Annotated in this window: 17 protein-coding genes; 9 read left to right on the forward strand and 8 right to left on the reverse strand. The window is 71.1% G+C overall.

Going from position 1 to position 25,762, the window contains the following annotated elements; genetic code table 11:
* The first annotated feature begins 19 nt into the window (after positions 1–19).
* Both ACO0E0_RS12320 and ACO0E0_RS12325 read left to right on the forward strand, forming a co-directional pair.
* A complete protein-coding gene (locus tag ACO0E0_RS12320; RefSeq protein WP_422871723.1) occupies positions 20–1,114 on the forward strand; it encodes a LacI family DNA-binding transcriptional regulator in 1,095 nt (364 codons plus the stop codon).
* 96 nt (positions 1,115–1,210) lie between these two features.
* Positions 1,211–2,992, forward strand: a complete 1,782-nt coding sequence (locus ACO0E0_RS12325) for a class I mannose-6-phosphate isomerase (RefSeq protein WP_422871724.1) — start codon at positions 1,211–1,213, stop codon at positions 2,990–2,992.
* A 64-nt stretch (positions 2,993–3,056) separates the two neighbouring features.
* On the opposite strand, the gene ACO0E0_RS12330 is transcribed toward ACO0E0_RS12325, so the two are convergent.
* Together ACO0E0_RS12330 and ACO0E0_RS12335 are read right to left on the reverse strand one after the other, a co-directional pair.
* Entirely contained in the window at positions 3,057–3,950 is an 894-nt protein-coding gene (locus ACO0E0_RS12330; protein ID WP_422871725.1) for an ROK family protein, read from the reverse strand.
* Between the two features lie 17 nt (positions 3,951–3,967).
* Positions 3,968–5,200 carry a glycoside hydrolase family 76 protein gene (locus ACO0E0_RS12335; protein WP_422871726.1) on the reverse strand — a complete coding sequence of 411 codons (1,233 nt, stop codon included), beginning with the start codon at positions 5,198–5,200 and terminating at the stop codon, positions 3,968–3,970.
* A 230-nt stretch (positions 5,201–5,430) separates the two neighbouring features.
* Here ACO0E0_RS12335 and ACO0E0_RS12340 point away from each other — a divergent pair, with 230 nt between their 5' ends.
* From ACO0E0_RS12340 to ACO0E0_RS12350, 3 genes are all read left to right on the forward strand, one after another.
* Positions 5,431–9,153 carry a TIM-barrel domain-containing protein gene (locus ACO0E0_RS12340; RefSeq protein WP_422871727.1) on the forward strand — a complete coding sequence of 1,241 codons (3,723 nt, stop codon included), beginning with the start codon at positions 5,431–5,433 and terminating at the stop codon, positions 9,151–9,153.
* 184 nt (positions 9,154–9,337) lie between these two features.
* Positions 9,338–12,019, forward strand: coding sequence for an OmpL47-type beta-barrel domain-containing protein (locus tag ACO0E0_RS12345; protein ID WP_422871728.1), 2,682 nt, complete (start codon positions 9,338–9,340; stop codon positions 12,017–12,019).
* A gap of 168 nt (positions 12,020–12,187) precedes the next feature.
* The gene (locus tag ACO0E0_RS12350; protein WP_422871729.1) at positions 12,188–12,766 is read left to right on the forward strand and encodes a hypothetical protein; all 579 of its coding nucleotides are present in this window, start codon (positions 12,188–12,190) and stop codon (positions 12,764–12,766) included.
* A 1,274-nt stretch (positions 12,767–14,040) separates the two neighbouring features.
* Here the strand turns inward: ACO0E0_RS12350 and ACO0E0_RS12355 are convergent.
* The 4 genes from ACO0E0_RS12355 to ACO0E0_RS12370 all read right to left on the reverse strand — a co-directional run bounded on the left by ACO0E0_RS12355 (position 14,041) and on the right by ACO0E0_RS12370 (position 17,095).
* Positions 14,041–14,265, reverse strand: a complete 225-nt coding sequence (locus ACO0E0_RS12355; protein WP_422871730.1) for a hypothetical protein — start codon at positions 14,263–14,265, stop codon at positions 14,041–14,043.
* Positions 14,262–14,498: a hypothetical protein gene (locus ACO0E0_RS12360; protein WP_422871731.1), complete on the reverse strand. Its 237-nt coding sequence runs from the start codon at positions 14,496–14,498 to the stop codon at positions 14,262–14,264. The genes ACO0E0_RS12355 and ACO0E0_RS12360 overlap by 4 nt, the downstream gene beginning before the upstream one ends.
* Before the next feature lie 22 nt (positions 14,499–14,520).
* The gene (locus ACO0E0_RS12365) at positions 14,521–15,981 is read right to left on the reverse strand and encodes an MDR family MFS transporter (RefSeq protein WP_422871732.1); all 1,461 of its coding nucleotides are present in this window, start codon (positions 15,979–15,981) and stop codon (positions 14,521–14,523) included.
* 97 nt (positions 15,982–16,078) lie between these two features.
* The gene (locus tag ACO0E0_RS12370) at positions 16,079–17,095 is read right to left on the reverse strand and encodes a LacI family DNA-binding transcriptional regulator (RefSeq protein ID WP_422871834.1); all 1,017 of its coding nucleotides are present in this window, start codon (positions 17,093–17,095) and stop codon (positions 16,079–16,081) included.
* A 162-nt stretch (positions 17,096–17,257) separates the two neighbouring features.
* Between ACO0E0_RS12370 and ACO0E0_RS12375 the strand changes: the two genes are divergently transcribed.
* The 4 genes from ACO0E0_RS12375 to ACO0E0_RS12390 are packed head-to-tail and all read left to right on the forward strand — an operon-like array spanning position 17,258 to position 22,942.
* On the forward strand, positions 17,258–18,553 hold the full coding sequence (locus ACO0E0_RS12375; RefSeq protein ID WP_422871733.1) for an ABC transporter substrate-binding protein: 1,296 nt from the start codon (positions 17,258–17,260) through the stop codon (positions 18,551–18,553).
* 2 nt (positions 18,554–18,555) lie between these two features.
* Entirely contained in the window at positions 18,556–19,584 is a 1,029-nt protein-coding gene (locus ACO0E0_RS12380; protein ID WP_422871734.1) for a carbohydrate ABC transporter permease, read from the forward strand.
* A complete protein-coding gene (locus tag ACO0E0_RS12385) occupies positions 19,584–20,468 on the forward strand; it encodes a carbohydrate ABC transporter permease (protein ID WP_422871735.1) in 885 nt (294 codons plus the stop codon). Before ACO0E0_RS12380 ends, ACO0E0_RS12385 begins: the two co-directional genes overlap by 1 nt.
* A complete protein-coding gene (locus ACO0E0_RS12390) occupies positions 20,465–22,942 on the forward strand; it encodes a beta-xylosidase/alpha-l-arabinosidase (RefSeq protein ID WP_422871736.1) in 2,478 nt (825 codons plus the stop codon). The genes ACO0E0_RS12385 and ACO0E0_RS12390 overlap by 4 nt, the downstream gene beginning before the upstream one ends.
* Before the next feature lie 79 nt (positions 22,943–23,021).
* Here ACO0E0_RS12390 and ACO0E0_RS12395 read toward each other — a convergent pair whose 3' ends face one another.
* On the reverse strand, positions 23,022–24,539 hold the full coding sequence (locus ACO0E0_RS12395) for an FGGY family carbohydrate kinase (RefSeq protein ID WP_422871737.1): 1,518 nt from the start codon (positions 24,537–24,539) through the stop codon (positions 23,022–23,024).
* The gene (gene xylA, locus ACO0E0_RS12400) at positions 24,532–25,725 is read right to left on the reverse strand and encodes a xylose isomerase (RefSeq protein WP_422871738.1); all 1,194 of its coding nucleotides are present in this window, start codon (positions 25,723–25,725) and stop codon (positions 24,532–24,534) included. Before xylA ends, ACO0E0_RS12395 begins: the two co-directional genes overlap by 8 nt.
* Positions 25,726–25,762 lie beyond the last annotated feature (37 nt).

Raw genomic sequence — 25,762 nt, forward strand, 5'->3', positions numbered from 1 at the left:
CGTCCTGTATACCTGTGGCATGGCGTCGACCGGAGGGACCGTGCCGATCGGGACCGGTCGCGGCGCCGCGATCACCGTCAAGGACATCGCCCGCGCGGCCGAGGTCAGCCCGATGACCGTGTCCCGGGTGCTGTCCGGTGGCAAGAACGTCCGCCCGGCACTCCGCGAGCACGTCGAGCGGGTGATCGCCGAGGTCGGCTACCACCGCAACGAGAACGCGCGGAGCCTCCGCCCCGGGCACCGTTCCGGCCTCATCGGCGTGATGATCACGAACATCAGCAACCCGTACTACGCGGGGGTCGTCCAGGGCATCGAGCAGGTCGTCGCCACGACCGGCCGTCGGATCCTCGTCGGGACCACGAACGAGGACGCCGACCTCGAGCGGCAGCTGCTCTCGGACTTCCTCGGCCGGCAGGTCGAAGGACTCGTCGTCGTCCCGGTCGGCCAGGACCCGGACCGGTTCCGCCCGGACCGGCTGCACGGCGTCCCCCTCGTCCTCGCGTCCCGGACCGTCCCTGGCGTCCCCGCGGACTCCGTGCTCATCGACGACGTCCACGGGGCGCGGGCGGCGACGGCGATGATGCTCGACGAAGGGCATCGGCGCATCGCGTTCCTCGGCAACAAGGTCACGGTGTCGACCGGGCAGCGCCGGCTCGTCGGGTTCCGGGAGGCACTCGCAGCGCGGGGACTGCCGCTCGACGACGACCTCGTCGTGTTCGGGTTGCAGGACGCCGCCGCAGCGGAGACCGCGACCCGGGCGCTGCTCGAACGGACGGACGCGCCGACGGCCGTGTTCGCCGCGAACAACCGCATCAGCGTCGGAGCGATCCGGGCGATCTCGCAGCACGCCGAGCGGACCGGGACCGCGCCGACCCGGCTGTTCGCCTTCGACTCGTTCGACTTCGCGGACATGGCGCCGATCCCGCTCTCGGTGATCGACCACGACCCGGAGGAGCTCGGACGCGTCTCGGCGCGGATGCTCCTCGCGCGGCTGGACGGCGACGCGAGCGGGCACGACGACACGAGCGCGCACGACGACACGAGCGCGCACGACGGCGCCGCGCCGGGGGCGCCACGGCTCGTCGAGCTCCCCGTCCACCTCGTGCACCACTGACGCCGGCACCGAGGTCCGCTCGTGCGGCACGGGGTTGCCGCGGCTCCGGTTCGTCAGGGTATGTTGGTAACGTTATCAGGATCGAGAGGACCCCCCATGACGACCTCCGTGCCCGCCGGAACCACCCCGGGCGACTACGACAAGGCCCCGACGATCGACCTGCCGACCGGGCACCGGGTGTGGTCGGGTCGCGAGACCTGGGGGCGCATCGCCGAACTCCTGCACGACGGCGGACACCGGACGCTCGCGGTCGACACGTACCCGGGGAGCGACCTCGTCGGGCTCCGCCGCGAGCTCGAGGCCGCGGTCCCGGACGCCCTCCTCATCGACGTCGAGCAGGCCGCCGCCCTCCCGCCGGCCGACATCGAGGCACTCATCGCCCCGAACCTCACCGACGACCGCGTGTTCGGCGTCCTCGGGCACCAGGTGCTCGCGGACCTCTACGACACGGACCGGCTGGAGGCCGTCGCCGCGTCGATCGGTGCGGCCGACCGCCCCGTCGTCGTGTACGGCTGGGGAGCCACCCTCGTGCCGACGACCTTCGACACGGTCGTCCTGGCCGACCTCGCCCGCTGGGAGATCCAACGTCGTCAGCGTGCCGGTGCGCCGAACTGGCGGGCGGACAACGGCGACGAGGACCAGCTCCGCAAGGTCAAGCGCGGGTACTTCGTCGAGTGGCGGATCGCCGACCGGCACAAGCGGACCCTCTTCGACCGCATCGACGCCGTGCTCGACGCGAACGGCGGCATGGCGACCGCGAAGCTCATCGGCGCCGACACGTTCCTCGCCGGGCTCGAGGTCGCGAGCCGCCGCCCGTTCCGCGTCGTGCCGTTCTTCGACCCGGGCGTGTGGGGTGGCCAGTGGATGAAGGAGGTCCTCGACGTCGGTGACGCCAGCAACTACGCCTGGTGCTTCGACTGCGTCCCGGAGGAGAACAGCCTCCTGCTCTGCGTCGACGGCACGACGGTGGAGATCCCGGCGCTCGACCTGGTCTTCCGGCACCCGCGGGAGCTCCTCGGCGAGAAGACCCACGCCCGGTTCGGCGCCGAGTTCCCGATCCGGTTCGACTTCCTCGACACCATGGCCGGTGGCAACCTCTCGCTGCAGGTCCACCCGCTGACCGACTACATGCAGAACGTGTTCGGGATGCCCTACACCCAGGACGAGAGCTACTACCTGCTCGACGCCGCCGACGACGCCGTCGTGTACCTCGGACTGCGGGAGGACACCGATCCGGCCGCGATGGCGAGGGCACTCCGCCGTGCGGCCGCGGGGGAGGACCAGTTCGACGTGCCGGCGTACGTCACCGCGTTCCCGGCCGCCAAGCACGACCACTTCCTGATCCCGGCGGGCACCGTGCACTGCTCCGGCGCGGACTCGATGGTGCTCGAGATCTCCGCGACGCCCTACATCTTCACGTTCAAGATGTGGGACTGGGGCCGGGTCGGCCTCGACGGCGTCCCGCGTCCCGTGCACCTCGACCACGCGCTCGCGAACATCCAGTGGGACCGCGACACCGCCTTCGCGGAGCGGGAGCTCGTCGGCCAGGTCGAGCAGGTCGCGAGCGGCGACGGCTGGGTCGAGGAGCGTACCGGGTTGCACGCGCTCGAGTTCATCGAGGTCCGACGGCACTGGTTCGACGGCACGGTGCCGCACGACACGAGGGGCACCGTCAACGTCCTCAACCTGGTCGAGGGAGCCGAGGCGGTCGTCGAGAGCCCGACCGGCGCGTTCGCGCCGTTCGTCGTGCACTACGCCGAGACGTTCATCGTGCCCGCGGCCGTCGGCCCGTACACGATCCGGCCGTGGGGCCGGGCCACGGGACAGCGCTGCGGCACGGTCAAGGCCTCGGTCCGCGGCACCGCCGTCGGCGACTGACCCCGCCCCGGCCGAGCGCGACTGGCCACGGCCGTCGCAGCCGAGCGCGGTCGACCTCAGCGCCTCAGCCGAGCGCCCAGGCGGCCGCGCCGACGACCGGTGCGACAGCGCCGAGCTCCGCCGGGACGACCTCGACGTCCGGCATCCCGAGCCCGTCGCGCAACGGCGCACCGATGACGTCCCACGACCGGGCGATCGACCCGCCGACGACCACCCGCGTCGCCCCGAAGCGCTCGATCCACGGCGACAGCGCCCGACCGAGGGCGAGCATCCCCGTCCGCATGACGAGCGCGGCGTCGGCCTCCCCGGCCCGCGCGGCGGCGCAGATCTCCGCGACGGTCGCACCACGCCCGGTGAGCCGCGTGTACGCCGCCGTGAGCGCGCGGGTGGAGATGACGGTCTCGAGCGGCTCACCCTCGATGCGGATGAGGTGTGCCTCCCCGCCCGGTGGGACGTCCGGGCCGGAGTCGACCTCGTGTCCTCCGTCGAGGAACGCGGACCCGACGCCGGTGCCGAGCGTCACGCAGACGAGTCGGTCGACGCGTGCACCCGCTCCCGCAGCCCACTCGCCGAGTCCGTACGCCGTCGCGTCGTTGAGGAACCCGACCGCTCCCGGGGCGACCCCGAGTCGGCTCGCCAGGCCGGCGCGCAGGTCCACCCCGGCGAGGGCGCGGAACTTCTCCACGCCCTCGAAGGTGCCACTGCCCGCCGCGTAGTCGAACGGCCCGGGGATCGCGATGGCCCACCGGACGGGCGCGGGACCCGCCGGCACCAGCAGGCGCCGGCCGGTCGCCGCGATGGTGTCGAGCAGGACGTCACGGGACGCATGCGGGTCGAGGGGCGACTCGGCCTCGACGAGGACGTGCCCCGGGTCCTCCGCGTCGACGAGGGCAGCCGTGACGTGACCGCCCCCGATGTCCATCACGCCGACGACGCTCGCTGCCGTTCCGTCCGCCATCGTCGTCGTTCCTCCGGTCAGCTGATCTCCCCGAGCCGGTCGGTCGACCACCCGAGGGCGGCGAAGACCTGGATCATCGCCGCCTGGTCGAGTGTGGCAGCAGGTCGGGCCGGATCGGGGTCGCCACCACCGCTCGGCTGGAACGAGAACAGGCCCGTGCTCGCGTCGCGGTTGTCCTGCCACGTCGCGGTCGCCCAGTTCTCGGCCGCCGTCCGGTACGCGGGGTCGTGCTGCACGGAGTCGAGGAGGAGCAGGTCCTTGAAGTAGAACGCGTTGAACACGGCGGGCTGTTGCTGGAGCCGGTCGTCGGCGGTCCAGTAGGCGAGCGACCCGCGAGCGGCCTGTGCCGCCTGCGTGAGGTACTTCGGGTCGTTCGTCGCGCGGTACAGGATCGTCGCGGTGGCGATCATCGCCCCGGAGTTGTAGGTCCAGAGGGTGGGGTCGACGGTGCCGTCGTCGTTCCGGCTGTTCTGGTAGAGCCCGGCCGTCTGGCGGAGGCACCGGTTGTTCCAGTCGTAGAGCTTCGTGCTCCACTGCAGGTAGGCCTGGTCCTTCGTCTCCTCGTACAGGTGCGCGGCGAGCTGTGCGCCGAGCCCAGTGACGTTCGCGGCGCGGACGGTGTTGTCCGGCCGGTCGATCCAGTCGAGGCCTCCGGGGCAGGTCAGGGACCTGTCCGTGTCCCAACCGCGCGAGACGACGTCGAACGCAGCCCGCGCCTGGTCCAGGTACGTGGAGTCACCGGTCGCCTGGAACTCGCTGAAGAACGACAGTCCGACAACGTCGTTGTCGTCGTAGTAGACGTCGCCACCGGTGCCGAGCGGCGCGGGCAGGTACGACTCGTAGCCGGGCCGGCCGCCGGGTGCGACGGCGTGGTAGTGATCGAAGCCGTCGACGCGGGCGGCGGCGGAGGCCGTGTACGCGGGACCGACCCCCGGGAGTCCCTGGAGGTCGAGCGTGGCCTGCGTGGCCTCGCGGTACTCCCAGAGGTACGAGTACGGGTTCCCGGTGCCCGTGTCGGTGTTCTCCCGGTAGAGGCCGTGGCCGGCGGCACCGGTGTAGAGGTTGTCCTGCATGGCGTCGTAGGTCGCGCTCGCGCGCGCCTGCCAGACACTCGCGTCGGACGACCCGACGGCGGCGGCGGGCGCGGGCGGCGCCCCGATCGTCGTGCCGACGAGCACGAGGGCACCGACGCCCGCGGCGACCGCGAGCACCGGGACGGTGTGGTTCCTGGAACGAGTGGTGGGCATCATCGCGCGACCTGCTTCCGTGGTTGGTATCGATACCATAGACGGATCGGAGGCGCGGCACCAGCCCCGCCCCGCGCCTCCCCGCCGACCCGGCACAGCCGCGCACCTTCCCATGCCGCCTGTGCATCCGCTATGTTTACAGCGCTGTACAGCGGATGCGTCCCAGCATCGCCACAGGAGCACCCCAAGAACGGGCATGACGACCGGACGACGACGTCCAGCAGGAGAACGCAGTGCGGAACACGACCATCCGATCCTCCCGACGTGCCGCCGCCGCCGTCCTCGCGCTGACGACCGGTCTCGGCATGGCCGGGGTCGCGGCCGTGTCGGCCGCCGCCGCGCCGCTCGCGAGCCAGACCGTCGTGGCCGGCGACGCCCGGTTCCAGGTGCTCTCGCCGACGCTCATCCGGACGGAGTACGCCGCCGACGGCACGTTCACCGACGACGCGACCTTCAACGCGATCGGTCGCGACGGCTTCGGCCCGACACCCTTCACGCAGGAGGTCACGAACGGGTGGCTGACGATCGACACCGGGTCGATGACGCTCCGGTACCGGGAGGGCTCGGGAGCCTTCGACCAGCAGAACCTGTCGGTCGCGGTGACGACGGACGCCGGGCAGCACGTGACCGGGTCGCCCTGGACCTCCGCCGCGACGCCGTCGTGCGCCGTCGACCGGCTGTGCGAGGCGGAGACACTCGCACTCGACGGCCTGTCCCCGGCGACGAACCACACCGGCTACACCGGCACCGGGTTCGCGGCGGGCTACGAAGCCGTCGGGAACGCGCTCACCTTCAGCACCACGATCGGGGCGGCCGATGCCGGGACCCGCGACCTCGTGCTCCGCTACGCGAACTCGCAGGGCGGCGACGGGCAGGTCACGACACGGACGCTCAGCGTCGTCGTCGACGACCAGCCCGCGCGGACGATCAGCCTGCCGAACGGCGCGAACTGGGACGACTGGCGTACCACGGCGACCGCGCTCGACCTCACCGCGGGGACCCACCGCATCACGATCGAGCGGGCCGCCGGCGACTCCGGCCAGGTCAACGTCGACAGCCTCGCGCTCGTGCCGACCGGTGCCGCACTCCCCGCTCCGACCCCCACGACGGCGGGGACGGACTGCGCGTTCGGCACGATCTGCCAGGGCGAGGACCTCGGCAGGACGGGGAACGCCACGGCCGCGAAGGACCACAACGGGTACGCCGGGACCGGGTTCGCGTCCGGGCTCTGGGGCACCGGCTCCGGCCTGACCGCGCACGTGACCGACGTCCCGACGACGGGCGACTACACGCTCCAGGTGCGGTACGCGAACGCCCTCGCCGCCTCGCCGACCCTCACCGCGACCACCGCGGGCGTCGGCACCACGGTCGCGCTCCCGCCGACGAGCGGCTGGGACTACTGGAACACCGTCGCCGTGCCGGTGCACCTCACCGCCGGCGCGGACGACGTCATCCTCGGCTGCCCGACCGAGGCGAACAACTGCAACGTGAACATCGACACCGTCGCCGCCGTGGCCGCGGACTCCCCGGTGCTGGCGCCGCACGCCGCACTCGGTGGCTACCGCCGGGACCTCGACACCGCGAACGGCACCGTCAGCACGAACCCGGGCCTGCTCTACCAGGACGGCTGGTCACTGCTCGACGACTCCGCCTCCGCGCTGTACGACACCACCACGAAGGCCGTCCGCCCGCGCCCGGCCGGTGGCGACAGCCAGGACGGCTACGTCTTCGGGTACGGCAACCACTTCACGACGGCGCTCCACGACCTCGCCGTGCTCACCGGCCCGACGAAGCTCCTGCCTCGATGGGCGTACGGCGTCTGGTACTCGGAGTACTACGACCGGTCGCAGGCGGACTACTCGGCGATCGCCAAGGAGTTCAAGCAGCAGGGTGTCCCCGTCGACGTCATGGCGATCGACACCGACTACAAGCTCGGCAGCAAGTGGAACGGCTGGGAGGTCGACCCCGCTCGCATCCCCGACATGTCCGCGCTGCTCGCCGAGTGGCACGCGGAGGGCATCCACAACACCCTCAACATCCACCCGACGATCTCCGGCACGGACCCGAAGTTCCCCGAGGCCCAGGCGACCGCCGACGGCAAGCTCACGAAGAGCGGTGACGACTACCTGTTCGACTGGTCCGACCCCGACCAGCTGCAGGCCTACCTCGACCTGCACCGGGACTTCCGGCAGGACGGAGCCGACAGCTTCTGGCTGGACTGGTGCTGCAGCGAGAACTCGAAGTACTCGGCGAACGGCGTCACGCCGGACGCGTTCATCAACCAGCAGTACGCCCAGTACACGAACCAGGCCCTCGGCGGTCGGGGCTTCGCGTTCTCCCGCGCCTACGGCTCCCTCACCGCGGGCGGCTACGGCAACCCGCAGGCGGTGCCGACCGGGCCGTGGACGGACAAGCGCACCACGCTGCACTTCACCGGGGACACCACCTCGAGCTGGGACATGCTGGCCGCCGAGGTCGGCTACACCCCCGGCGAGTCGGCGTCGACCGGCCTCGCGGCGATCAGCCACGACATCGGCGGCCACAACGGCGCGCAGTACGGCATCACGGGGGCCGAACCGGGATCGACGCAGCTGCCGCCGGACCTCTACGCGCGGTGGGTGCAGCTCGGGGCGTTCCAGCCGATCGACCGCCTGCACAGCAACCACAGCGACCGGCTGCCGTGGCAGTACCCGGCGGTGGCGGATGCCTCCGCGTCGAAGTTCCTCGACCTCCGCGAGGACCTCGTCCCGCTGACGTACACCCTGGCCGCGGACGCCACCGCGACCGGCACCCCGATCGTCCAGCCGCTCTACCTGCAGTACCCGGACCAGCCGGAGTCGTACTCCCGTGCGGGCGCGGAGTACCTGTACGGCCCGGACGTCCTGGTCGCCCCGGTGACGACCGCCGGCGAGACCGCGACCACGAACGTGTGGTTCCCGGCGGGCAGCAGCTGGACCGACTGGTTCACCGGCACCACCTACCAGGGTGGGACGACGGCGGCGGTCACCACGAACCTCCAGGCCATGCCGGTGTTCGTCCGCAGCGGTGGGATCGTGCCCACGCGCACCGACCACGTCGCCAACGACAGCGCACCGCTCGACGCGGCCACGCTGACCGTCGCGACGGGGGCGGACGGCTCGTTCACGCTCCACGAGGACGCCGGCGAGGACACGACCTCGACGGGCGAGGCCACCCCGGGGTCCGCGACGACCGCCGTCCGGTACACGCAGCAGCCGACCGGTGGGATGCTCGACATCGCCCCCGCCGACGGGAGCTTCGCCGGCCAGGTGCAGTCCCGCGCGTGGACGGCGACGTTCACGGACGCCGACCAGCCCACCGCGGTCGAGGTCGACGGCGAGCGCGTCCCCGCGACCGCCTGGAGCTACGACAGCGCGACCCGGACGGTCTCGGTGCCGGTCGCCTCGCGGTCGGTCACGGCGCGCACCACGGTGTCGTTCACGACGGCGGCGATCGCTGCACCGCAGCTGCAGGTCGGCTCCTCCACCATCGCGGCCGGAGCCACCCAGACGGTCACCGGCACGGGGTTCCCGTCGTCGACCGACGTCGTGCTCACCACGACGCCGGACGTCGGCGGCACGAGCGTCCGGACCGACGCGGACGGCGCGTTCACGGCGGCACTGCCGGTCTCCGCGAGTGCGTCCGGGGCGGTCGACGTGATCGCGTCGGTCGGCGGGACCGAGGCCGCGCGGGCATCGTTCACCGTGACGGCGTCCGCGGGTGCTGCGCCGGGGAACGGCGGCGGTGCCGGCACGCCGGGATCGGGTGCGGGCGTGACTCCGGGCGGCACCGGGGGCGGTGCCACCGCGGACGATCCGGACCGGAGCGGACGCCTGGCGTTCACCGGGTCGGACCTCGTGCCGATCGGCCTGCTGGCCGCGGCGCTCCTCGCCGCGGGCGGGGTGCTGCTCCGCATCCGGCGGCGCCGGTCGCGCTAGGGCGGCGCCGGTCGCGCTAGGGCGGCGACCGGCCCGCCGGGACCGTGTGCCCAGCGCCTTCCGGCGATCACACGGCCAGGTCGTTGACAACCGCTCATGTGAGGGCTTGACTTCGTGTCGCTGCGCGACGTCGCCGGGGGACCCTCGTGCGCCGAGCCGCAGCGATCGTTCGAAGGAGAACGTCGTGGCGTCGACCCAGATCCCGTCCCGTCCCCGATCCGGTGTGCGGACCAGTGCCGCCGTCGGTGCCGTGATCGCCGCCGGAGCACTCCTCGTGGGCGGTCTCGCCGTCGCACCCGCGAGTGCCGCACCGGCGTTCGACCCCGCGGACCCCGCCACCTGGCCGAACGTCTCGGTGCTCGACCCGAGCATGTCGACGAGCACCGTGAACGCCGCGCTCGCCGCCGCCTCCGGGGAGACCGAGTTCAGCACCGGCCGCCACGCGGTGTTCTTCAAGCCCGGGACGTACGGCAGCGACGCCGGGCAGGACACCCCGAACACCGCGACCGACATCGTCAACGGCACGGTCGGCTTCTCCGAGTCGGTCGCCGGGCTGAGCCCCTCGCCCGACGGGGTGCACATCAACGGTGCGCTGCACGTCGAGCCGTACCAGGCGCCGGGGACCTCGGACCCTTGGGACCACCAGGCTCCGGGATCGCTCGACACCTTCTGGCGCTCGATGAGCAACCTCCGGATCAACCCGATCCAGCAGCCGACCGCCGCGCAGACCGCGCAGGACGTCACGACCTACGGACAGGCCGACCCGCACCAGCTGCGGTGGGCCGTGTCGCAGGCCGCCCCGCTCCGCCGGGTGGACGTCCGGGCCGACACCGTGAACGGGACGACCCCGGCCGCGAGCCTGACGCTCTTCGGGCAGTACGGCGAGCAGGCGAGCGGTGGGTTCCTGTCCGACTCGGCGGTGTCCGGCAAGGTGGTCTCCGGCTCGCAGCAGCAGTTCATGACGCAGGACAGCCAGATCGGCTCGTGGGAGGGCGGCGTCTGGAACATGGTGTTCTCCGGCACGCAGGGCGCTCCGGCGCAGTCGTTCCCGGAGGGCCGGCAGAACGGTGTCCTGCCGTACACGACCCTGCCCGCCACCCCGGCGACGCGGGACGCACCGTTCCTGACGATCGGCACGGACGGCGCGTACTCCGTGTTCGTACCGGCGGCCAGGACCGGCGCGAGCGGCGTCCAGTGGACGGCGACGGATGCCGGGCCCGGGACCTCGATCCCGCTGTCGCAGTTCTTCGTCGCACGGCCGAGTGACTCCGTCACGACGATCAACCAGGCGCTCGCGGCGGGCAAGGACCTCATCCTGACCCCGGGCGTCTACCAGTACGCGCAGGCCATCCAGGTGACCCGGCCCGACTCCGTCGTGCTCGGCCTCGGCATGGCGGCCGTCACCCCGACGAACGGGAACGCCGCGGTCACCGTCGGCGACGTCGCCGGCGTGCAGCTCTCCGGGTTCACGGTCGACGCGGGTGCGACCACCTCCGACGTGCTCCTGCAGGTCGGTCCCGCCGGAGCGACCGCGGGCAGTGCCACCGACCCGACCGCACTCACCGACGTGTTCGTCCGCGTCGGCGGTCCGCACGCCGGCTCGGCCCGGACCGGCATCGTGGTCAACTCCCCGCACACCGTCCTCGACGACGTCTGGGCTTGGCGGGCGGACCACGGGACGGGCGTCGGGTGGACGGCGAACACCGGGGCGACCGGCCTCGTCGTGAACGGCGACGACGTCACCGCCGTCGGCCTCGCCGTCGAGCACTGGCAGCAGAACCAGGTGCTCTGGAACGGGAACGGCGGGACGACCGTGTTCTACCAGAGCGAGCTCCCGTACGACGTGCCCGACCAGGCGTCCTGGAAGGACGGGACGACGAACGGGTACGCCAGCTACCGGGTCGCCGACGACGTCACGAGCCACCATGCGTACGGACTCGGTGTCTACTCGTTCTTCAACGAACCCGGCATCGTGCTCGACAGCGCGATCCAGGTGCCCCGGAACGCCGACGTGCAGATCACGGACGCGATGACCCGCTACCTCAACGCGTACGGCGGCATCTCCTCGATCGTCGACGGCGTCGGACTCAGCGCCGACTCGTCGAACGGCGACGCCACCTCCACCGCGTTCCTGGGCACGTTCCCCGGAGCGGACACCACCGCGCCGACGCTCACCACGACACCGGCCGTCGCCGCACCGAACGCGGCCGGCTGGTACCGCTCGGAGACCATCGCGGTCGCGGCGACCGACGACTTCACCCCGGCGGCCGCCGTCGAGGTGCAGGTCGACGGCGGGGCATGGGCACCGGTCAGCGGGACGTTCACCGTGCCGGACGGCCAGCACGTCGTGGCGTTCCGGGCGCGGGACGCGGCGGGGAACCTCTCGGCGGTCCAGACCTGGTCGGGCAAGGTCGACCAGACGGCACCAGTGGTGCAGTCCACGGTCCACGAGGCCGGGACGCCGGGTGCGTCGGTGACCCTGACCGCGACGGACGCCACGTCGGGTGTGGCGGCGCTCGAGTACGCGGTCGGCACCACGACCGCCGGCGACGGCGCGGACTGGACGCCCTACACGGGAGCGGTCACGCCACCGGCCGGTGCTCGCGTGGTCAGCTTCCGCGCGACCGACGCCGCCGGGAACACGAGTGCCGTCGCGAGCGTCACCCTCGCCCCGGTCGTCGACCCGACCGCTGCCGGACCCGTGGCGTCGGGCGGGGTGACGGGAACGGTCGTCGCGACCCGGGTCGGCACGGCCGGCGTCCTCGCGTTCACCGGTTCCCAGGTCGCGTGGCCGCTCGGTCTCGCGGCGGTCCTGCTCGGTGCCGGACTCGTCCTCGTGCTCGCCAGGAGGCGACGCACGCGCTGACCGCGCGATCCGATGACGGACGGGAGGCACGGGGCGGGCTCGCTCCGTGCCTCCCGTCCGTCCGTGTCGTGGTCCGGCATCCGGATGCCCGCCGTGCGCTCACGACCCCTTGTTGAACTCATATCCAACGTGTATGTATTAACGCACACACCGACGACAGGAGTCACCATGACGATCTCGCGAGTTCTTGCGATCGCCGCCGTCCTCATCGGTTGCTCGGGAGCCGCTGACCACGGCACATCGTCGACTCCGACGGCGGTGGGTGGCCCCTGGGCGCAGGAGTTCTCGGCTGCGATGAGCGATTCGTCGCCGTACGAACAGCAGATACTCGCGGACGGCGTCATCACCGCCGCCGAGCGCGCCGATGCGCAGAGTCGTGTGCGCTCATGCATGCGGGACGCGGGGTACGACTTCCGCGCCCAGGACGACGGGACGTCGGAGGCCACCGGCCTGCACGGCAAGCCGATCACGGACAGCGAGGCGGCGAACTCCGCGCGGCGGCAGTGTGCCGACCGTTTCGACAAGAACGTGACCTACCTCTTCGGCGAGATCCGCCGAAACCCCGAGCGGCACGACGAGGCCGAGATCACGGTCAGGTGCCTGCGTGCGTCGGGTGTGATGGGGAAGGAGTACACCGAGCGCGACTGGCGCCGGCAGAACGACACCGGCCGCTTCTCGTTCGATGAGTACTCGGTCGACGCGGTGCAGTGTCGCCTCGACCCGCTCGGATCGTGGCTGGGACGTTGAAGGTCGGCGCATGGACGACGACGACGGTCGGCCTCATGTGCCTGGTCGTTGCCGCTCCGATCGGAGCTCGAAGGGCTCTCGGTCGCTGATCATTCGCCCGTCCCGTCGTCCATCGGACGCTCACCGGACGCGTCTCGGGGTCGGGCCGACCGGGTCGCCAGCAAGACGCCGGCGCCGAGGCCGGCCTGGACGCGGTATCGATGCTCAGACCCGCCGCCGAGCGCATCACCGCGACGCGCTTCTCCGCGTCCAGAGAGCGCCTCACCGGTCCGATTCAGCTTGAATCCCTTTGCAACATCATCGGCGTTCCGCATTCCTATCGATCTCGAGTGTACCTCCTTCGATATCGAAGCCGTGTACTGCTGTTCAGGTACAAGAAAGCAAGAATGGAAAAGACGAGACAATCTGTGATCAGATAGGAGTACGCCCGCAAGGGCATGCCAGACCGGACGTCGATGCTCCATCCGATACTGGTGAACACTGCCAGTGCGGCGAACAGCGACCCCAGTAGGAACCCCAAGCGCTCTTGCTCGCAGAATTTCCACCACGGCCGCGGGCCGCGATCTTCGTTCGATGCGCGAAACATTCGTGCACCGAATGTGACCATGCAGACGGCCAAGATCCCATGCGCGATTGCGACAGAATTCAGGTTCGCACTGAGGGGGCTTGCTAGAACGCCGCCGATGAAGTAGATCAGTACGCAGACCACTGCGTAGCTCAATTTCTTCCAGAGGCTGTCAAATCGAATCGTTCAATCCAATACAATCGATGCAGTAAGCGATACCAACGGTTCCGACGATGCGTCGGCCGGTACCGACATGTGAAATCGTGAACTGACTCATGTTGGCGTGAGCTGGTCCGTGAAATGTACTTGTGTGCCGTTACACCCCTCGCGCCAACCCTACCTCCCAGTTCGGTGAGAGATTGTAGGAGTTCTTGGATTGACTCCGTGGCATCACCCGCGGTTTCATGAACATCTTCATCCAACTCCGGGTCTGCCGATTCCCGGAATGTGCGAACCGCCAGGCTGCTTTCAAACCCAGCATCGACGCCATCGCCAACAGAACTCACCACTGACCAAACGTGATCTCGCCACCAGTGTCGCATCACGTAGGTGGCTGTTCAGACATCAAAACGGCACTTTGAAGACGGCCGGGCAGGAAGATCGACTCACTCAGCGGCGCGTACGCGGACCAGCCGAACGACAGGGTGACGGAACGGGGTCGGCGACGCACGACTAACGGGGTGACCGATCGGCACCGGACGAAGCGGTGTCAGCCGTGGTCCGGGAGCACCCCTGTCAGCGCGAGGACCACGAGGAGCGTCCCGCCGACCGCGAGGAAGATGCCGATGACACGCACGAACGTCGGCGTCAGCGGTCGACCGTTGGCGAGCTGGTCGCCGCCGATCGACTGCGCCCAACGGTTCCAGATCGCGATGACGATGCCCCACACCGCGGCGACGGCACCGCCGATGCCGAAGACGAGCTGCGGGTTCATTCGCCGCGCCGTCGCGCCAGTTGCTGTCGGAGGTTGTGGACGAAGCCGACCTCCATCGAAGCCGCGATCGCGAAGCCGATGACGGCGCCCACCACGTTCACCGGGGGATGCCCGTAGTGCAGGGCGACGATCGGTACAGCGACGATGAGGACCCCGCAGATCGCCACGTTCCACCACGCACCGATGACCCCGCCGGGCGTCCGCCCAGTCCGTTGCATCCACCGCACCGCCATGCAGCGGAGCGTACCCCCGTGCTCAGGTCGCCGCCGGTTCCACCTCCGCCGCCAGCTCCGCCCCGGCCCCGCCCTCCTGCCGTCGGTGAGCCGGCATGAACGTCACCGCGACGAGGAGCACCACCGCGACGGCCGCGATCGCGGCGAACACCAGGTGCATCGCCGTCATCAGCCCCGCACCCTCCGGGACACCCGCGACGTCGAGGCGGACGTGGGAGTTCACCACCGCGCCGAACACTGCGACGCCGATGGCGGATCCCATCGACCTGGCGAACATGTTCGTCCCGGTGACGGCGCCGCGCTCGGTGATGGCTGCGGACGACTGCGCCGCGATGAGTGTCGGGACTGCCGTGAGACCCATGCCGGCTCCGACGACGAAGCAGTACACCGCGACGAGCCAGATCGGGGACTGCGCACCGAGGGTGACGGTCAGCACGCCACCGACGACGACGAGTGCCGCGCCGATCATCGCGGTGACGCGGAAGCCCCACCGCAGGTAGATCCGGCCGGCCTGCGACGCCGAGATCGGCCAGCCGAGCGTCAGTGCGGCCAGGGCGAAGCCGGCGATCAGTGCCGACGCGCCGAGGACGTCCTGCGCGTAGATCGGGACGTACGTCGACAGGCCCATCACGATGACGCCGATCACGAGCGAGGCGACCGTCGATGCGAGCACCACCCGCCGTCGGAGGAGTCCGAGGTCGAAGATCGGGTGCTCGACCCGGAGTTCCACGACGACGAATGCAACGAGGAGGACGGCGGCCGACGCGAAGATGCCGAACGACGCGGGTGAGTCCCATCCCCAGGTGGTGCCGCCTTCGAGGAGTCCGAGCAGGAGCGCCGTCGTCCCGCCGGCCAGGAGGCCCGCACCGAGGAAGTCGATCCGCTCCCGCTGGGCGGTGTGGGCACCCTCGTGGTACGAGCGGAACAGCATGAACCCGGCGATGAGTGCGAGCGGGACGTTGATGAAGAAGATCCACCGCCACGCCCCGAGCTCGCTGAACAGGCCGCCGAGCGTCGGCCCCACGACCGACGCGATGCCCCAGACGGATGCGAGGTACCCCTGCGTCTTCGCGCGCTCCTCGAGTGTGTAGATGTCGCTCGTGATCGTCATGGAGACCGGCAGGACGGCGCCGGCACCGAGGCCCTGGACCACTCGGGCCCCGATGAGCACCGGCATCGACCACGCGGCACCGCACAGGACCGAGCCGACCAGGAACACGCCGATCCCGAACAGCAGGAGCCGCTTGCGACCGAGGACGTCCGCGAGCTTCCCGTAGATCGGGACGCTCACGGCCTGCGCCAGGAGGTACACCGAGAACAGCCACGGGAGCTGCTGGAAGTGGCCGAGGTCCTGCGCGATGGAGGACGATGCGGTCGCGATGATCGTCGCGTCGAGGGCGACGAGCGCGGTGGCGAGCATCAGGGCGAGGAGGATCGGGCCGCGCTCGGAGCGCAGGCCGACTCCTTCGGAGCGTGTCGGCATGCCGAGTGCAAGTCCCGTGGACGGCGCGCGTATTCCGGGGGAGGCCGGTTGACCGAGCCTGGGCTGTCGGCGCCGTCCTCGATGACGAGCCCGCGGGTCAACGCGCGGCGGCGGGGCACACGGCCGTGCTCGCGCGCACGACGAGCGTGGTCGGGAGCTGCACGTGTCCCGGGACCTCGCCGCCCTGCAGGAGTCCGAGCAGCATCCCGAACGCCTGCGCACCGAGGTCGTGCAGGGGCTGCGCGACCGTGGTGAGCGGCGGCACGGAGCTCGCCGCCGACGGCACGTCGTCGAACCCGACGACGGAGAGGTCCTCGGGCACGCGGAGTCCGAGGACCCGTGCGACCTCGAGGACGCCCAGCGCTGAGCTGTCGTTCGCGGCGAACACCGCGGTCGGTCGGTCCGGCATGCCGAGGAGCTCGCGTGCCGCGTCCGCCGTGGCGGCCGTCTGGTAGTCGCCGACACGCACCAGGTCCGGATCGAACGGGATCCCGGCGGCCGCGAGCGCCTGGCGGTACCCGACCTCGCGGAGCTCGGCGGAGGCGAGGTCCCGTCGGCCGCGGATGTGCGCGATGCGGCGGTGGCCGAGCGCGATGAGGTGTTCGGTGGCGGCACGCGCCCCGCCGACGTTGTCGGAGTCGATCGCGGCGTGCCCCTCCGGGCCGGTGTGCGGGTCGATCGACACGACCGGGATCGGTGTCGACGCCATGAGCGTGGTCGGGGTGACCACGATCGCGCCGTCGATGAGCGTGCCCGCGAGACGGGAGAGCGACCGCCGCTCCCAACCGGTCCGGGTCTCGCCGACGACGAGCCCGGCGTAGGCGAGCAACTCGTAACCGGTGCCGGTGGCCGCCGAGGAGATCCCCTTGAGCAGCTCAGTGGAGAACGGCTCGAACTCAGTCACGAGGATGCCGATGACGTCCGTCCGAGACCGTCGGAGGCTGCGGGCGACGAGCGAGCTCTCGTACCCGAGCGTCTCGATCACCCCGAGGACTCGCTTCGACGTGGCGGTGGCGACGCCGTCCCGCCCGTTGATGACCTTCGAGACGGTCGGGACCGACACGCCCGCGGCGCGCGCGACGTCGCTGATGGTGATGCGCCCCGTCGGCGGCATCGGCTCGAGCGCGGACTCCACGGACTCACCGTACCGTCCTGCCCGCGCGGCGCCATCTTAGAAATCGTTATCGATATCGATTGACAAGCGACGCGCATCCCTGACACGATCGCCGAGCGGCACCGCAGCCGCGTGTCAACGACGACTACGAGGGACTCCACAATGACGAGGAAGAACAGGGTCGCGGCGCTCATCGCGATCGCAGCCGGGACCGCCCTGCTCGCGACGGGGTGTTCGAGCAGCGGCTCGGCGAACGGCTCCGACGGCAAGGTCACGATGACCTTCTGGCACAACTCCACGACCGGGCCGGGCAAGGCCTACTGGCTCGACACCGTCAAGGCGTTCGAGTCCGAGCACCCGGACGTGACCATCAAGGTCCAGGCGATCCAGAACGAGGACCTCGACGGCAAGCTCCAGACCGCGCTGAACTCCGGCGACGCGCCCGACGTGTTCCTGCAGCGGGGCGGCGGCAAGATGACGGCGATGGTCAAGGCCGGCCAGGTCATGGACATCTCCGGCTCGATCGGGTCGGCGGCCAAGTCGGCGATCAGCGCCGGCACGTTCGCCGGGTACGAGCAGGACGGCGGCACCTACGCGATGCCGGTCGACGTGCTCCCGGAGGGCATCTGGTACAGCCAGGACCTCTTCAAGGCCGCCGGCATCACCGGGACACCGACGACGATGGACGAGCTGAACGCCGACATCGTCAAGCTCAAGGCCTCCGGGGTCGACCCGGTCGCCGTCGGTGCGAAGGACGCGTGGCCCGCCGCGCACTGGTACTACAACTTCGCGCTCCGTCAGTGCAGCAAGGCGACGCTCGACAAGACCGCGAAGACCCTGCAGTTCGACAACGCGTGCTGGACCGCGGCGGGCAAGGACGTCGCGGCGTTCAACGCGACGAAGCCGTTCAACGACGGGTTCCTCACCACGAGCGCGCAGCAGGGCGCCGGGAGCTCGGCCGGTCTGGTCGCCAACCACAAGGCCGCGATGGAGCTCATGGGGTCGTGGGACCCCGGGGTGATCTCGTCGCTCACGCCGGACGCCAAGCCGCTCGCCGACCTCGGATGGTTCCCGTTCCCGGCGATCTCCGGCGGACAGGGCAAGCCGGGCGCGATCATGGGCGGCCTCGACGGGTTCTCCTGCTCGGCGAAGGCCCCGAAGAAGCAGTGCACCGAGTTCCTGAACTTCATCGTGCAGAAGGACAACCAGGAGGCGTACTACAAGGCGTTCGACACGATCCCGGTGAACAAGGACGCGCAGTCGGTCATCACCGAGCCGTACCTGAAGTCGGTGCTCGCGGCCTACAGCGACGCCCCGTACGTGTCCCAGTACCTCGACACCCTGTACGGGCAGAACGTGGGCAACGCGCTCAACACGAGCGTCGTCGACGTCCTCGCCGGCAAGGGCACCGCGGCGGACATCGTGAAGACCACCGACCAGGCCGCGGCCAAGGGCTGATCGTGGCACTCGGCACCTCGCTCGGGACACCGTCGGCCACCGGGTCGGGGCACGCCGAGGGGACCCCGCCGGCGGGACGTGGCGCGACATCCGCGCGACGTCCCCCGGCGGGGCGACCCGCCCGCCCCGCCGACTGGCGGAAGCGCGCCGAGATCGCGGTCCTCGCCGGGCCGGCCCTCGTCGTGTTCGTCGTCTTCGTGATCCTGCCGGTCGGTCTCGCGGCCTACTACGGCTTCTTCAAGTGGCAGGGCTACGGGCCGCCGACGGACTTCGTCGGGCTCGCGAACTACGCCATCATCTTCACCGACGACGCGTTCCGGTCGGTGCTCCTGCACAACGGGTTCATCGTCGTCGCGTCGCTCGTCCTGCAGGGCCCGGTCGCCATCGTCCTCGCCCTGCTCCTCAACCAGCGGATGCGTGGACGGTCGCTGATCCGGGTGCTCGTCTTCGTGCCGTACGTGATCTCCGAGGTCATCGTCGGCACCGGCTGGAGCCTCATGCTCCAGAGCAACGGCGCGGTGAACGACCTGCTGCAGAGCATCGGCCTCGGCGCGCTGCGGAGCGACTGGCTCTCCGATCCGGGCATCGCGATCTGGACGCTGCTCCTCATCATCTCGTGGAAGTACATCGGCTTCGCGGTGATCCTGTTCCTCGCGGGACTGCAGAGCATCCCGGAGGAGCTGTCCGAGGCCGCCTCGATCGACGGTGCGAGCTACTGGCAGATCCAGCGACGGATCACCCTGCCGCTGCTCGGCCCCACCATCCGGATCTGGGCGTTCCTGTCCATCATCGGGTCCCTGCAGCTGTTCGACCTCGTCTACATCATCTGGGGTCAGTACATCGCCTCGACCGCCGGGACCTCGACGATGGCGACCTACATGGTCGCGAACGGCCGGAACTCGGGCAACTTCGGCTACGGCAACGCGGTCGCCGTCGTGATGTTCCTGATCTCGCTCGCCGTGGCCCTGGTCTACCAACGATTCGTGCTCCGACGGGACACCGCCGGCGCGCTCACCGAGAGGACGAAGTGATGGCGACCACCACCATCGGCGCGGTCGGACGCCGAGGCTCCGGGCGACGCCGGCCGGCCGGGACCACCATCGGCCGGGCGAACCCGTTCACCTACCTCGTGGCGATCGTGTTCGTCGCCGCGAACCTGGCGCCGGTGCTCTACATCGTGCTCGGCGGGTTCCGCACGAACGCGCAGATCACCACCAGTCCGGCCGGACTCCCGGCACCGCTCGACCTCGGCAACTACGCCGACGTCCTCAGCAGCTCGACGTTCTGGCAGGAGCTCGGCAACTCGACGATCGCCGCGACCGTCACGACGGTCGGTGTCGTCGTCCTCGGACTCATGGTGAGCTTCGTGCTCGCCCGGTACCACTTCGTCGGGCGCGGCGCGATGTACGCACTCTTCGCCGCCGGCCTGATGTTCCCGATCACGGTCGCGATCACCCCGCTGTACCTGCTCGTCAAGGACCTCGGGCTGACGAACAACCTGGCGGGGGTGATCCTGCCGCAGATCGCGTTCGCACTCCCGACGACGGTGATCATCCTCGTGCCGTTCCTCCGGGCGATCCCGATGGAACTCGAGGAGGCGGCGTCCATCGACGGAGCCGGACGACTCGGGTTCTTCTTCCGGATGGTCGTGCCGCTGTCCCTGCCCGGGGTGGTCACGACCGGGATCCTGGCGTTCATCGCCAGCTGGAACAGCTACATCCTCCCGCTGTTCATCCTCAACAACGAGGGCCAGTACACCCTGCCGCTCGGGGTGCAGGCGTTCTCGTCGCAGTACTCGGTGGACACCGCCAAGGTCCTGGCGTTCACGACGATGTCGATGATCCCGGCGCTGGTCTTCTTCACGGTGTTCCAACGCCGTATCGTTGGCGGTCTGACGGGAGCGGTGAAGGGATGACCACGCAGATCCAGGCGCCGGCGAGCACGCCACGAGGACGCGACGGCGAACCGGTCCGGGCGTGGCCCGCGGTGTCCGACCGTGTCCGTGCACTGCACGCCGACATGACCCTCGACGAGAAGGTCGCGCAGCTCGTCGGCTACTGGCTCGACCAGGACGGCGTCGTCGCACCGATGCAGGGTGAGATGGCCGCCGGTCAGGCACCGGCCACGTCGCTCGCCGAGGTGACCCGCCACGGCATCGGCCACTACACCCGCGTCTACGGCACCCGGCCGGTCGACGCCGCCGAGCGTGCCGCGTGGCTGTGGGACGAGCAGCGGCGGCTCGTCCGGGCGACGCGGCTCGGGATCCCGGCACTCGTCCACGAGGAGTGCCTGACCGGGCTCGCGGCCTGGCGCGCGGCGACGTTCCCGACGCCGCTCGCATGGGGCGCGTCCTTCGACCCGGCCCTCGTCGAGGAGATGGGCGTCCTGATCGGCGCGTCGATGCGGTTGCTCGGCGTCCACCAGGGACTCGCGCCGGTGCTCGACGTCGTCCGCGATCCCCGATGGGGACGGGTCGACGAGTGCATCGGCGAGGACCCGTACCTGGTCGGCACCGTCGGGACCGGGTACGTCCGCGGGCTGCAGGCGTCGGGGGTGCACGCGACGCTCAAGCACTTCCTCGGGTACTCCGGCTCCGCCGCCGGTCGGAACCACGCGCCGGTGCACGCCGGTCCGCGCGAGGTCGCCGACGTGTTCCTGCCTCCGTTCGAGATGGCGGTGCTCGACGGCGGCGTCCGCAGCGTCATGAACTCCTACGCCGAGGTCGACGGCGTCCCGATGGCCGCCGACACCGCGTCGCTGACCGGCGTGCTCCGCGAGCGGCTCGGGTTCGACGGGGTCGTCGTCGCGGACTACTTCGCGGTCCGGTTCCTCGAGGTCATGCACGGCATCGCGGCCGACCGTGGCGAGGCCGCCGCCATCGCGCTCGAGGCGGGCATCGACGTCGAGCTCCCGACGGGCGACGCCTACCTGCAGCCGCTCGTCGACCGGGTCCGTGCCGGTGACCTCGACGAGGCCTACGTCGACCGCGCCGTGCTGCGCGTCCTCGCGCAGAAGGAGTCGCTCGGACTGCTCGAGCCCGACGCCTTCGACGACGGCCCGCCCGCCTTCGTGGACCTCGACACCCCGCAGCACCGGGCGGTCGCGCGTCGACTCGCCGAGGAGTCGATCGTGCTCCTCCGCAACGACGGTGTCCTGCCGCTCACCGCGTCGAGTCCCGCGCGCATCGCCGTCGTCGGTCCGAACGCCGACCGCGCCGAAGCGCTCCAGGGCTGCTACTCGTTCGCGAACCACGTGCTCGCCGCCCACCCCGGTTTGCCGCTCGGCTTCGCGATCCCGACCGTCCTCGAGGCCCTCACCGACGCCGTCGCCCGCAGCGACGGCGCCGGGGGCCCGGTCGTGCGCTCCGCGCGCGGCTGCGAGGTCGAGGGGGACGACACCGCGGGGTTCGACGAGGCCGTCGCGCTCGCCGCGGACAGCGACCTGGCGGTCGTCGTCGTCGGTGACCAGGCGGGTCTCTTCGGCCGTGGCACGGTCGGCGAGGGCAACGACTCGGAGTCGCTCGAGCTCCCCGGGGTGCAACGGCAGCTCGTCGAGGCGGTGCTCGCCACCGGGACCCCGGTCGTGCTCGTGCTCCTCACCGGGCGGCCGTACGCGATCGGCTGGGCCCTCGACGACGACGCGACCACGCCGCCCCGGGTGCTCCCGGCTGCCGTGCTCCAGGCGTTCTTCCCGGGCGAGGGCGGCGGCCTCGCGATCGCGGACGTCCTCACCGGTCGGGTGGACCCGTCGGGTCGGCTCCCGGTGTCGCTGCCGCGGTCCGCCGGCGCGCAGCCGTCCTCGTACCTGCACCCGGCGCTCGGCGGACCGTCCGACGTCACCGCGACGGACTCGACCCCGGTGCGACCGTTCGGGTTCGGGCTCTCCTACACGTCCTTCGCGTACCGCGACCTCGCCGTCGACCCGTCGGTGACCGCGGGCGACTCGTTCGACGCCTCGGTGACCGTGACGAACACGGGCGACCGCGACGCCGCCCACGTCGTGCTGCTCTGGGGCCGCGACGTGCAGGGCTCCGTGACCCGTCCGGTCGTGCAGCTCCTCGGGTACACCCGGATCTCGCTCGCCGCCGGTGCGTCCGGACGCGTGCGGTTCGTCGTGCCGACGACCCGGTTCGCCTTCAGCGACCGCCGGATGGTGCGGGTCGTCGAGCCGGGCGACGTCGAGGTCTGGGTCGGCGCGCACGCCGCGGCGTCGGTGTCGAGCGTCGACACCGACGAGACCACCGGCGGCGTCATCGTCAACGAGCGACAGTCCATCGTGCGGGACATCCCCGGCGGCGCGACCGCTCGGGCGACGGTCGCGATCACCGGACCGGTGCACGCGGTCACCACCGCGGACGGCCGGATCGTGACCGCGCACCGCGTCGACTGAGCCGCTGGCCGGACGAGGTCACGAGACGGACGGGAGGCGCGGGTGCCGGCCAGCACCGCGCCTCCCGTCCGTCGGGGGTTCAGCGATGCGCCCGGTAGGTCTCCAGCACCGCGGGGTGCGGGTCCGCAGCGATCGTCTCGGCATCGACCGACCAGTCCGGCAGGCGCCCCGAGAACACCCACGCCGCCTGCCGTGCGGCACCGGCAGCGACGTACTCGCCGGGTTCGGGCACGAGCAGGTCGTGGCCGAGGACCTGTGCCGCGACGACCCGGACGGCCTCGTTCTGCGCCGCACCGCCGATCAGGAACACGCGCTCGACCCGCGTCCCGGTGTCCTCCACCGCGGCGAGACCGTCGGCGAGGGCGCAGAGCATGCCCTCCACCGCGGCCCGGGCGAGGTACGGCCGGGTCGTCGTCGCCGGCGTCATGCCGAGGAGCGAGGCGGTGGCGTCGGGGCGGTTCGGGGTCCGTTCACCGACGAAGTACGGCACGAGCACGAGCCCGCCCGCACCCGCCGGCGCCTCGAGCGCGAGCGCACCGAGCTCGTCGTGGTCGACGCCCAGGAGGCCGCCGACGACCTCGAGCACCCGGGCGGCGTTCAGCGTCGTGACGATCGGCAGGCGCGCGCCGGTCGCGTCGGCGAACCCCGCGACGGTGCCGGTCGGATCCGCGAGCGCCGCGGTGCTGACACCGAAGACGGTGCCGGACGTGCCGAGCGAGACGGCGACGTCACCCGGGCCGAGCCCGAGGCCGAGCGCCGCACCGGCGTTGTCGCCCGTCCCCGGTCCGACGACGAGGCCGGCCCGGGCGGTCGTCCCGCCCGGCAGTGCGACGTCGGCGTGCAGGCGGCCCATCGGGCGGTCGGGAGGCACGACCACGGGGACGACGACGGCCGCCTGCCCGTCTCCGGTCGAGTCCCGGGTGGTGTCCGCGTCGGCCCCGGTCGCCTCGCGCATCGGGCGGCCGAGCGCCCGCTCGAAGAGGTCGGCGTCGTACGCGCGGCGCACCGGGTCCCAGTACGCCGTGCCGCTCGCGTCGGAGCCGTCCGTCGCGAGCGCGTCGAGGTCTGGTCCGAGGGGGCTCTCGTCGGCGGGACCGTACCCGCGCAGGCGCCATGAGAGCCAGTCGTGGGGGAGTACGACGGCCGCGACGCGGTCGACGTTGTGCGGCTCTGCATCGCGGAGCCAGCGCAGCTTGGTGCCCGTGAACGAGGCCACCGGGACGAGCCCCGTGCGGGCGACCCATGCCTCCCGGCCGAGCTCCTCGACCATCTGCGCGGCCGCGTCGGCGCTCCGGACGTCGTTCCAGAGGAGGGCGTCGCGGATCACGTGACCGTCGACGTCGAGGACGACCATGCCGTGCTGCTGGCCGCCGATCGCGATGGCTGCGACGTCGTCGAGACCGCCGGCGTCGGCGATCGCGCTGCCGAGTGCGTCCCACCAGTGCGCGGGGTCGACCTCGGTGCCGTCCGGGTGCGGGGCCCGACCCTCGCGGACGACGGCACCGGTGGCCGCGTCCCGGATCGAGACCTTGCAGGACTGCGTCGACGAGTCGACCCCGGCGACCAGGGTCGCCGGGGTCGGGTCGGTCTCAGCCACGAGCGCCCATGAGGTGCTCGAGCGCGAGCTGCTGGAGGTGCACGAAACCGAAGCCCTTGCCACCGAGGTAGGTGTCGGTGTCGAAGTCCTCGTAGGCCGAGCGGTCCGCGAGGATGTCGTCGTAGGACTCGCCGTCGTTCAGGGTCGGGGTGCGGAGCTCGGCGACCTTCGAGGTCTCGAGTGCGGCCTGCACCTCGGGGTCGGCACGGAACGCGGCGGCGCGCTCCTTGAGGAGCAGGTACATCCGCATGTTCGCCGCGGCGGTCGTCCAGACGCCCTCGACGTCCTCGGTGCGGCTCGGCTTGTAGTCGAAGTGGCGAGGGCCGTCGTACGCCGGGACGCCGCCGGGGCCGCCGTGCTCGAGCAGGTCGACCAGCGAGAACGCGTTCTGCAGGTCGCCGTGCCCGAAGACCAGGTCCTGGTCGTACTTGATGCCGCGCTGGCCGTTGAGGTCGATGTGGAAGAGCTTGCCCGAGTACAGCGCCTGGGCGATGCCGGCCGTGAAGTTGAGCCCCGCCATCTGCTCGTGGCCGACCTCGGGGTTGACGCCGAACAGCTCCGGGCGCTCGAGCGTGTCGATGAACGCGATCGCGTGACCGAGCGTCGGCAGCAGGATGTCGCCGCGGGGTTCGTTCGGCTTCGGCTCGATCGCGAAGCGGAGACCGTAGCCCTTGTCGGTGACGTACTGCGCGAGGAGGTTGACCGCCTCGCGGTAGCGCTCGAGCGCGGCCTGGACGTCCTTCGCGGCGTCGTACTCGGCACCCTCGCGGCCACCCCACATGACGAAGGTCTCGGCGCCGAGCTCGGCGGCGAGGTCGATGTTGCGGAGCACCTTGCGGATCGCGAACCGGCGGACGTCGCGGTCGTTCGAGGTGAACCCGCCGTCCTTGAACACCGGCGCGGAGAACAGGTTCGTGGTGACCATGGGCACGACGATCCCGGTGCTCTCGAGCGCGCCCTTGAGGCGGTCGATCTCGGTCTGGCGCTCGGCGTCGGTCGAGCCGAACGCGAAGAGGTCGTCGTCGTGGAAGGTCAGGCCGTAGGCGCCGAGCTCCGCGAGCTTCTCGACCGCGTGGACCGTGTCGAGCGGGGGACGGGTCGGGCCGCCGAAGGGGTCCGTGCCGTTGTAGCCGATGGTCCAGAGACCGAAGGAGAACTTGTCGTCACGCGTGGGCGTCGTTGCCATGGTGGTTCCTCACGTCGAGTTTGTTGTGGGTCACAAC

This window comes from Curtobacterium phyllosphaerae, assembly GCF_049341865.1.
GTDB lineage: Bacteria > Actinomycetota > Actinomycetes > Actinomycetales > Microbacteriaceae > Curtobacterium > Curtobacterium phyllosphaerae.

What these genes read in the sequence shown, in the direction of transcription:
- ACO0E0_RS12320 (WP_422871723.1), top strand. Translation starts at nt 20, where the DNA reads ATGGCGTCGACCGGAGGGACCGTGCCGATCGGGACCGGTCGCGGCGCC.
- ACO0E0_RS12325 (WP_422871724.1), top strand. Translation starts at nt 1,211, where the DNA reads ATGACGACCTCCGTGCCCGCCGGAACCACCCCGGGCGACTACGACAAG.
- ACO0E0_RS12330 (WP_422871725.1), bottom strand. Translation starts at nt 3,950, where the DNA reads ATGGCGGACGGAACGGCAGCGAGCGTCGTCGGCGTGATGGACATCGGG.
- ACO0E0_RS12335 (WP_422871726.1), bottom strand. Translation starts at nt 5,200, where the DNA reads ATGATGCCCACCACTCGTTCCAGGAACCACACCGTCCCGGTGCTCGCG.
- ACO0E0_RS12350 (WP_422871729.1), top strand. Translation starts at nt 12,188, where the DNA reads ATGACGATCTCGCGAGTTCTTGCGATCGCCGCCGTCCTCATCGGTTGC.
- ACO0E0_RS12355 (WP_422871730.1), bottom strand. Translation starts at nt 14,265, where the DNA reads ATGAACCCGCAGCTCGTCTTCGGCATCGGCGGTGCCGTCGCCGCGGTG.
- ACO0E0_RS12360 (WP_422871731.1), bottom strand. Translation starts at nt 14,498, where the DNA reads ATGGCGGTGCGGTGGATGCAACGGACTGGGCGGACGCCCGGCGGGGTC.
- ACO0E0_RS12365 (WP_422871732.1), bottom strand. Translation starts at nt 15,981, where the DNA reads ATGCCGACACGCTCCGAAGGAGTCGGCCTGCGCTCCGAGCGCGGCCCG.
- ACO0E0_RS12370 (WP_422871834.1), bottom strand. Translation starts at nt 17,095, where the DNA reads ATGCCGCCGACGGGGCGCATCACCATCAGCGACGTCGCGCGCGCCGCG.
- ACO0E0_RS12375 (WP_422871733.1), top strand. Translation starts at nt 17,258, where the DNA reads ATGACGAGGAAGAACAGGGTCGCGGCGCTCATCGCGATCGCAGCCGGG.
- ACO0E0_RS12385 (WP_422871735.1), top strand. Translation starts at nt 19,584, where the DNA reads ATGGCGACCACCACCATCGGCGCGGTCGGACGCCGAGGCTCCGGGCGA.
- ACO0E0_RS12390 (WP_422871736.1), top strand. Translation starts at nt 20,465, where the DNA reads ATGACCACGCAGATCCAGGCGCCGGCGAGCACGCCACGAGGACGCGAC.
- xylA (WP_422871738.1), bottom strand. Translation starts at nt 25,725, where the DNA reads ATGGCAACGACGCCCACGCGTGACGACAAGTTCTCCTTCGGTCTCTGG.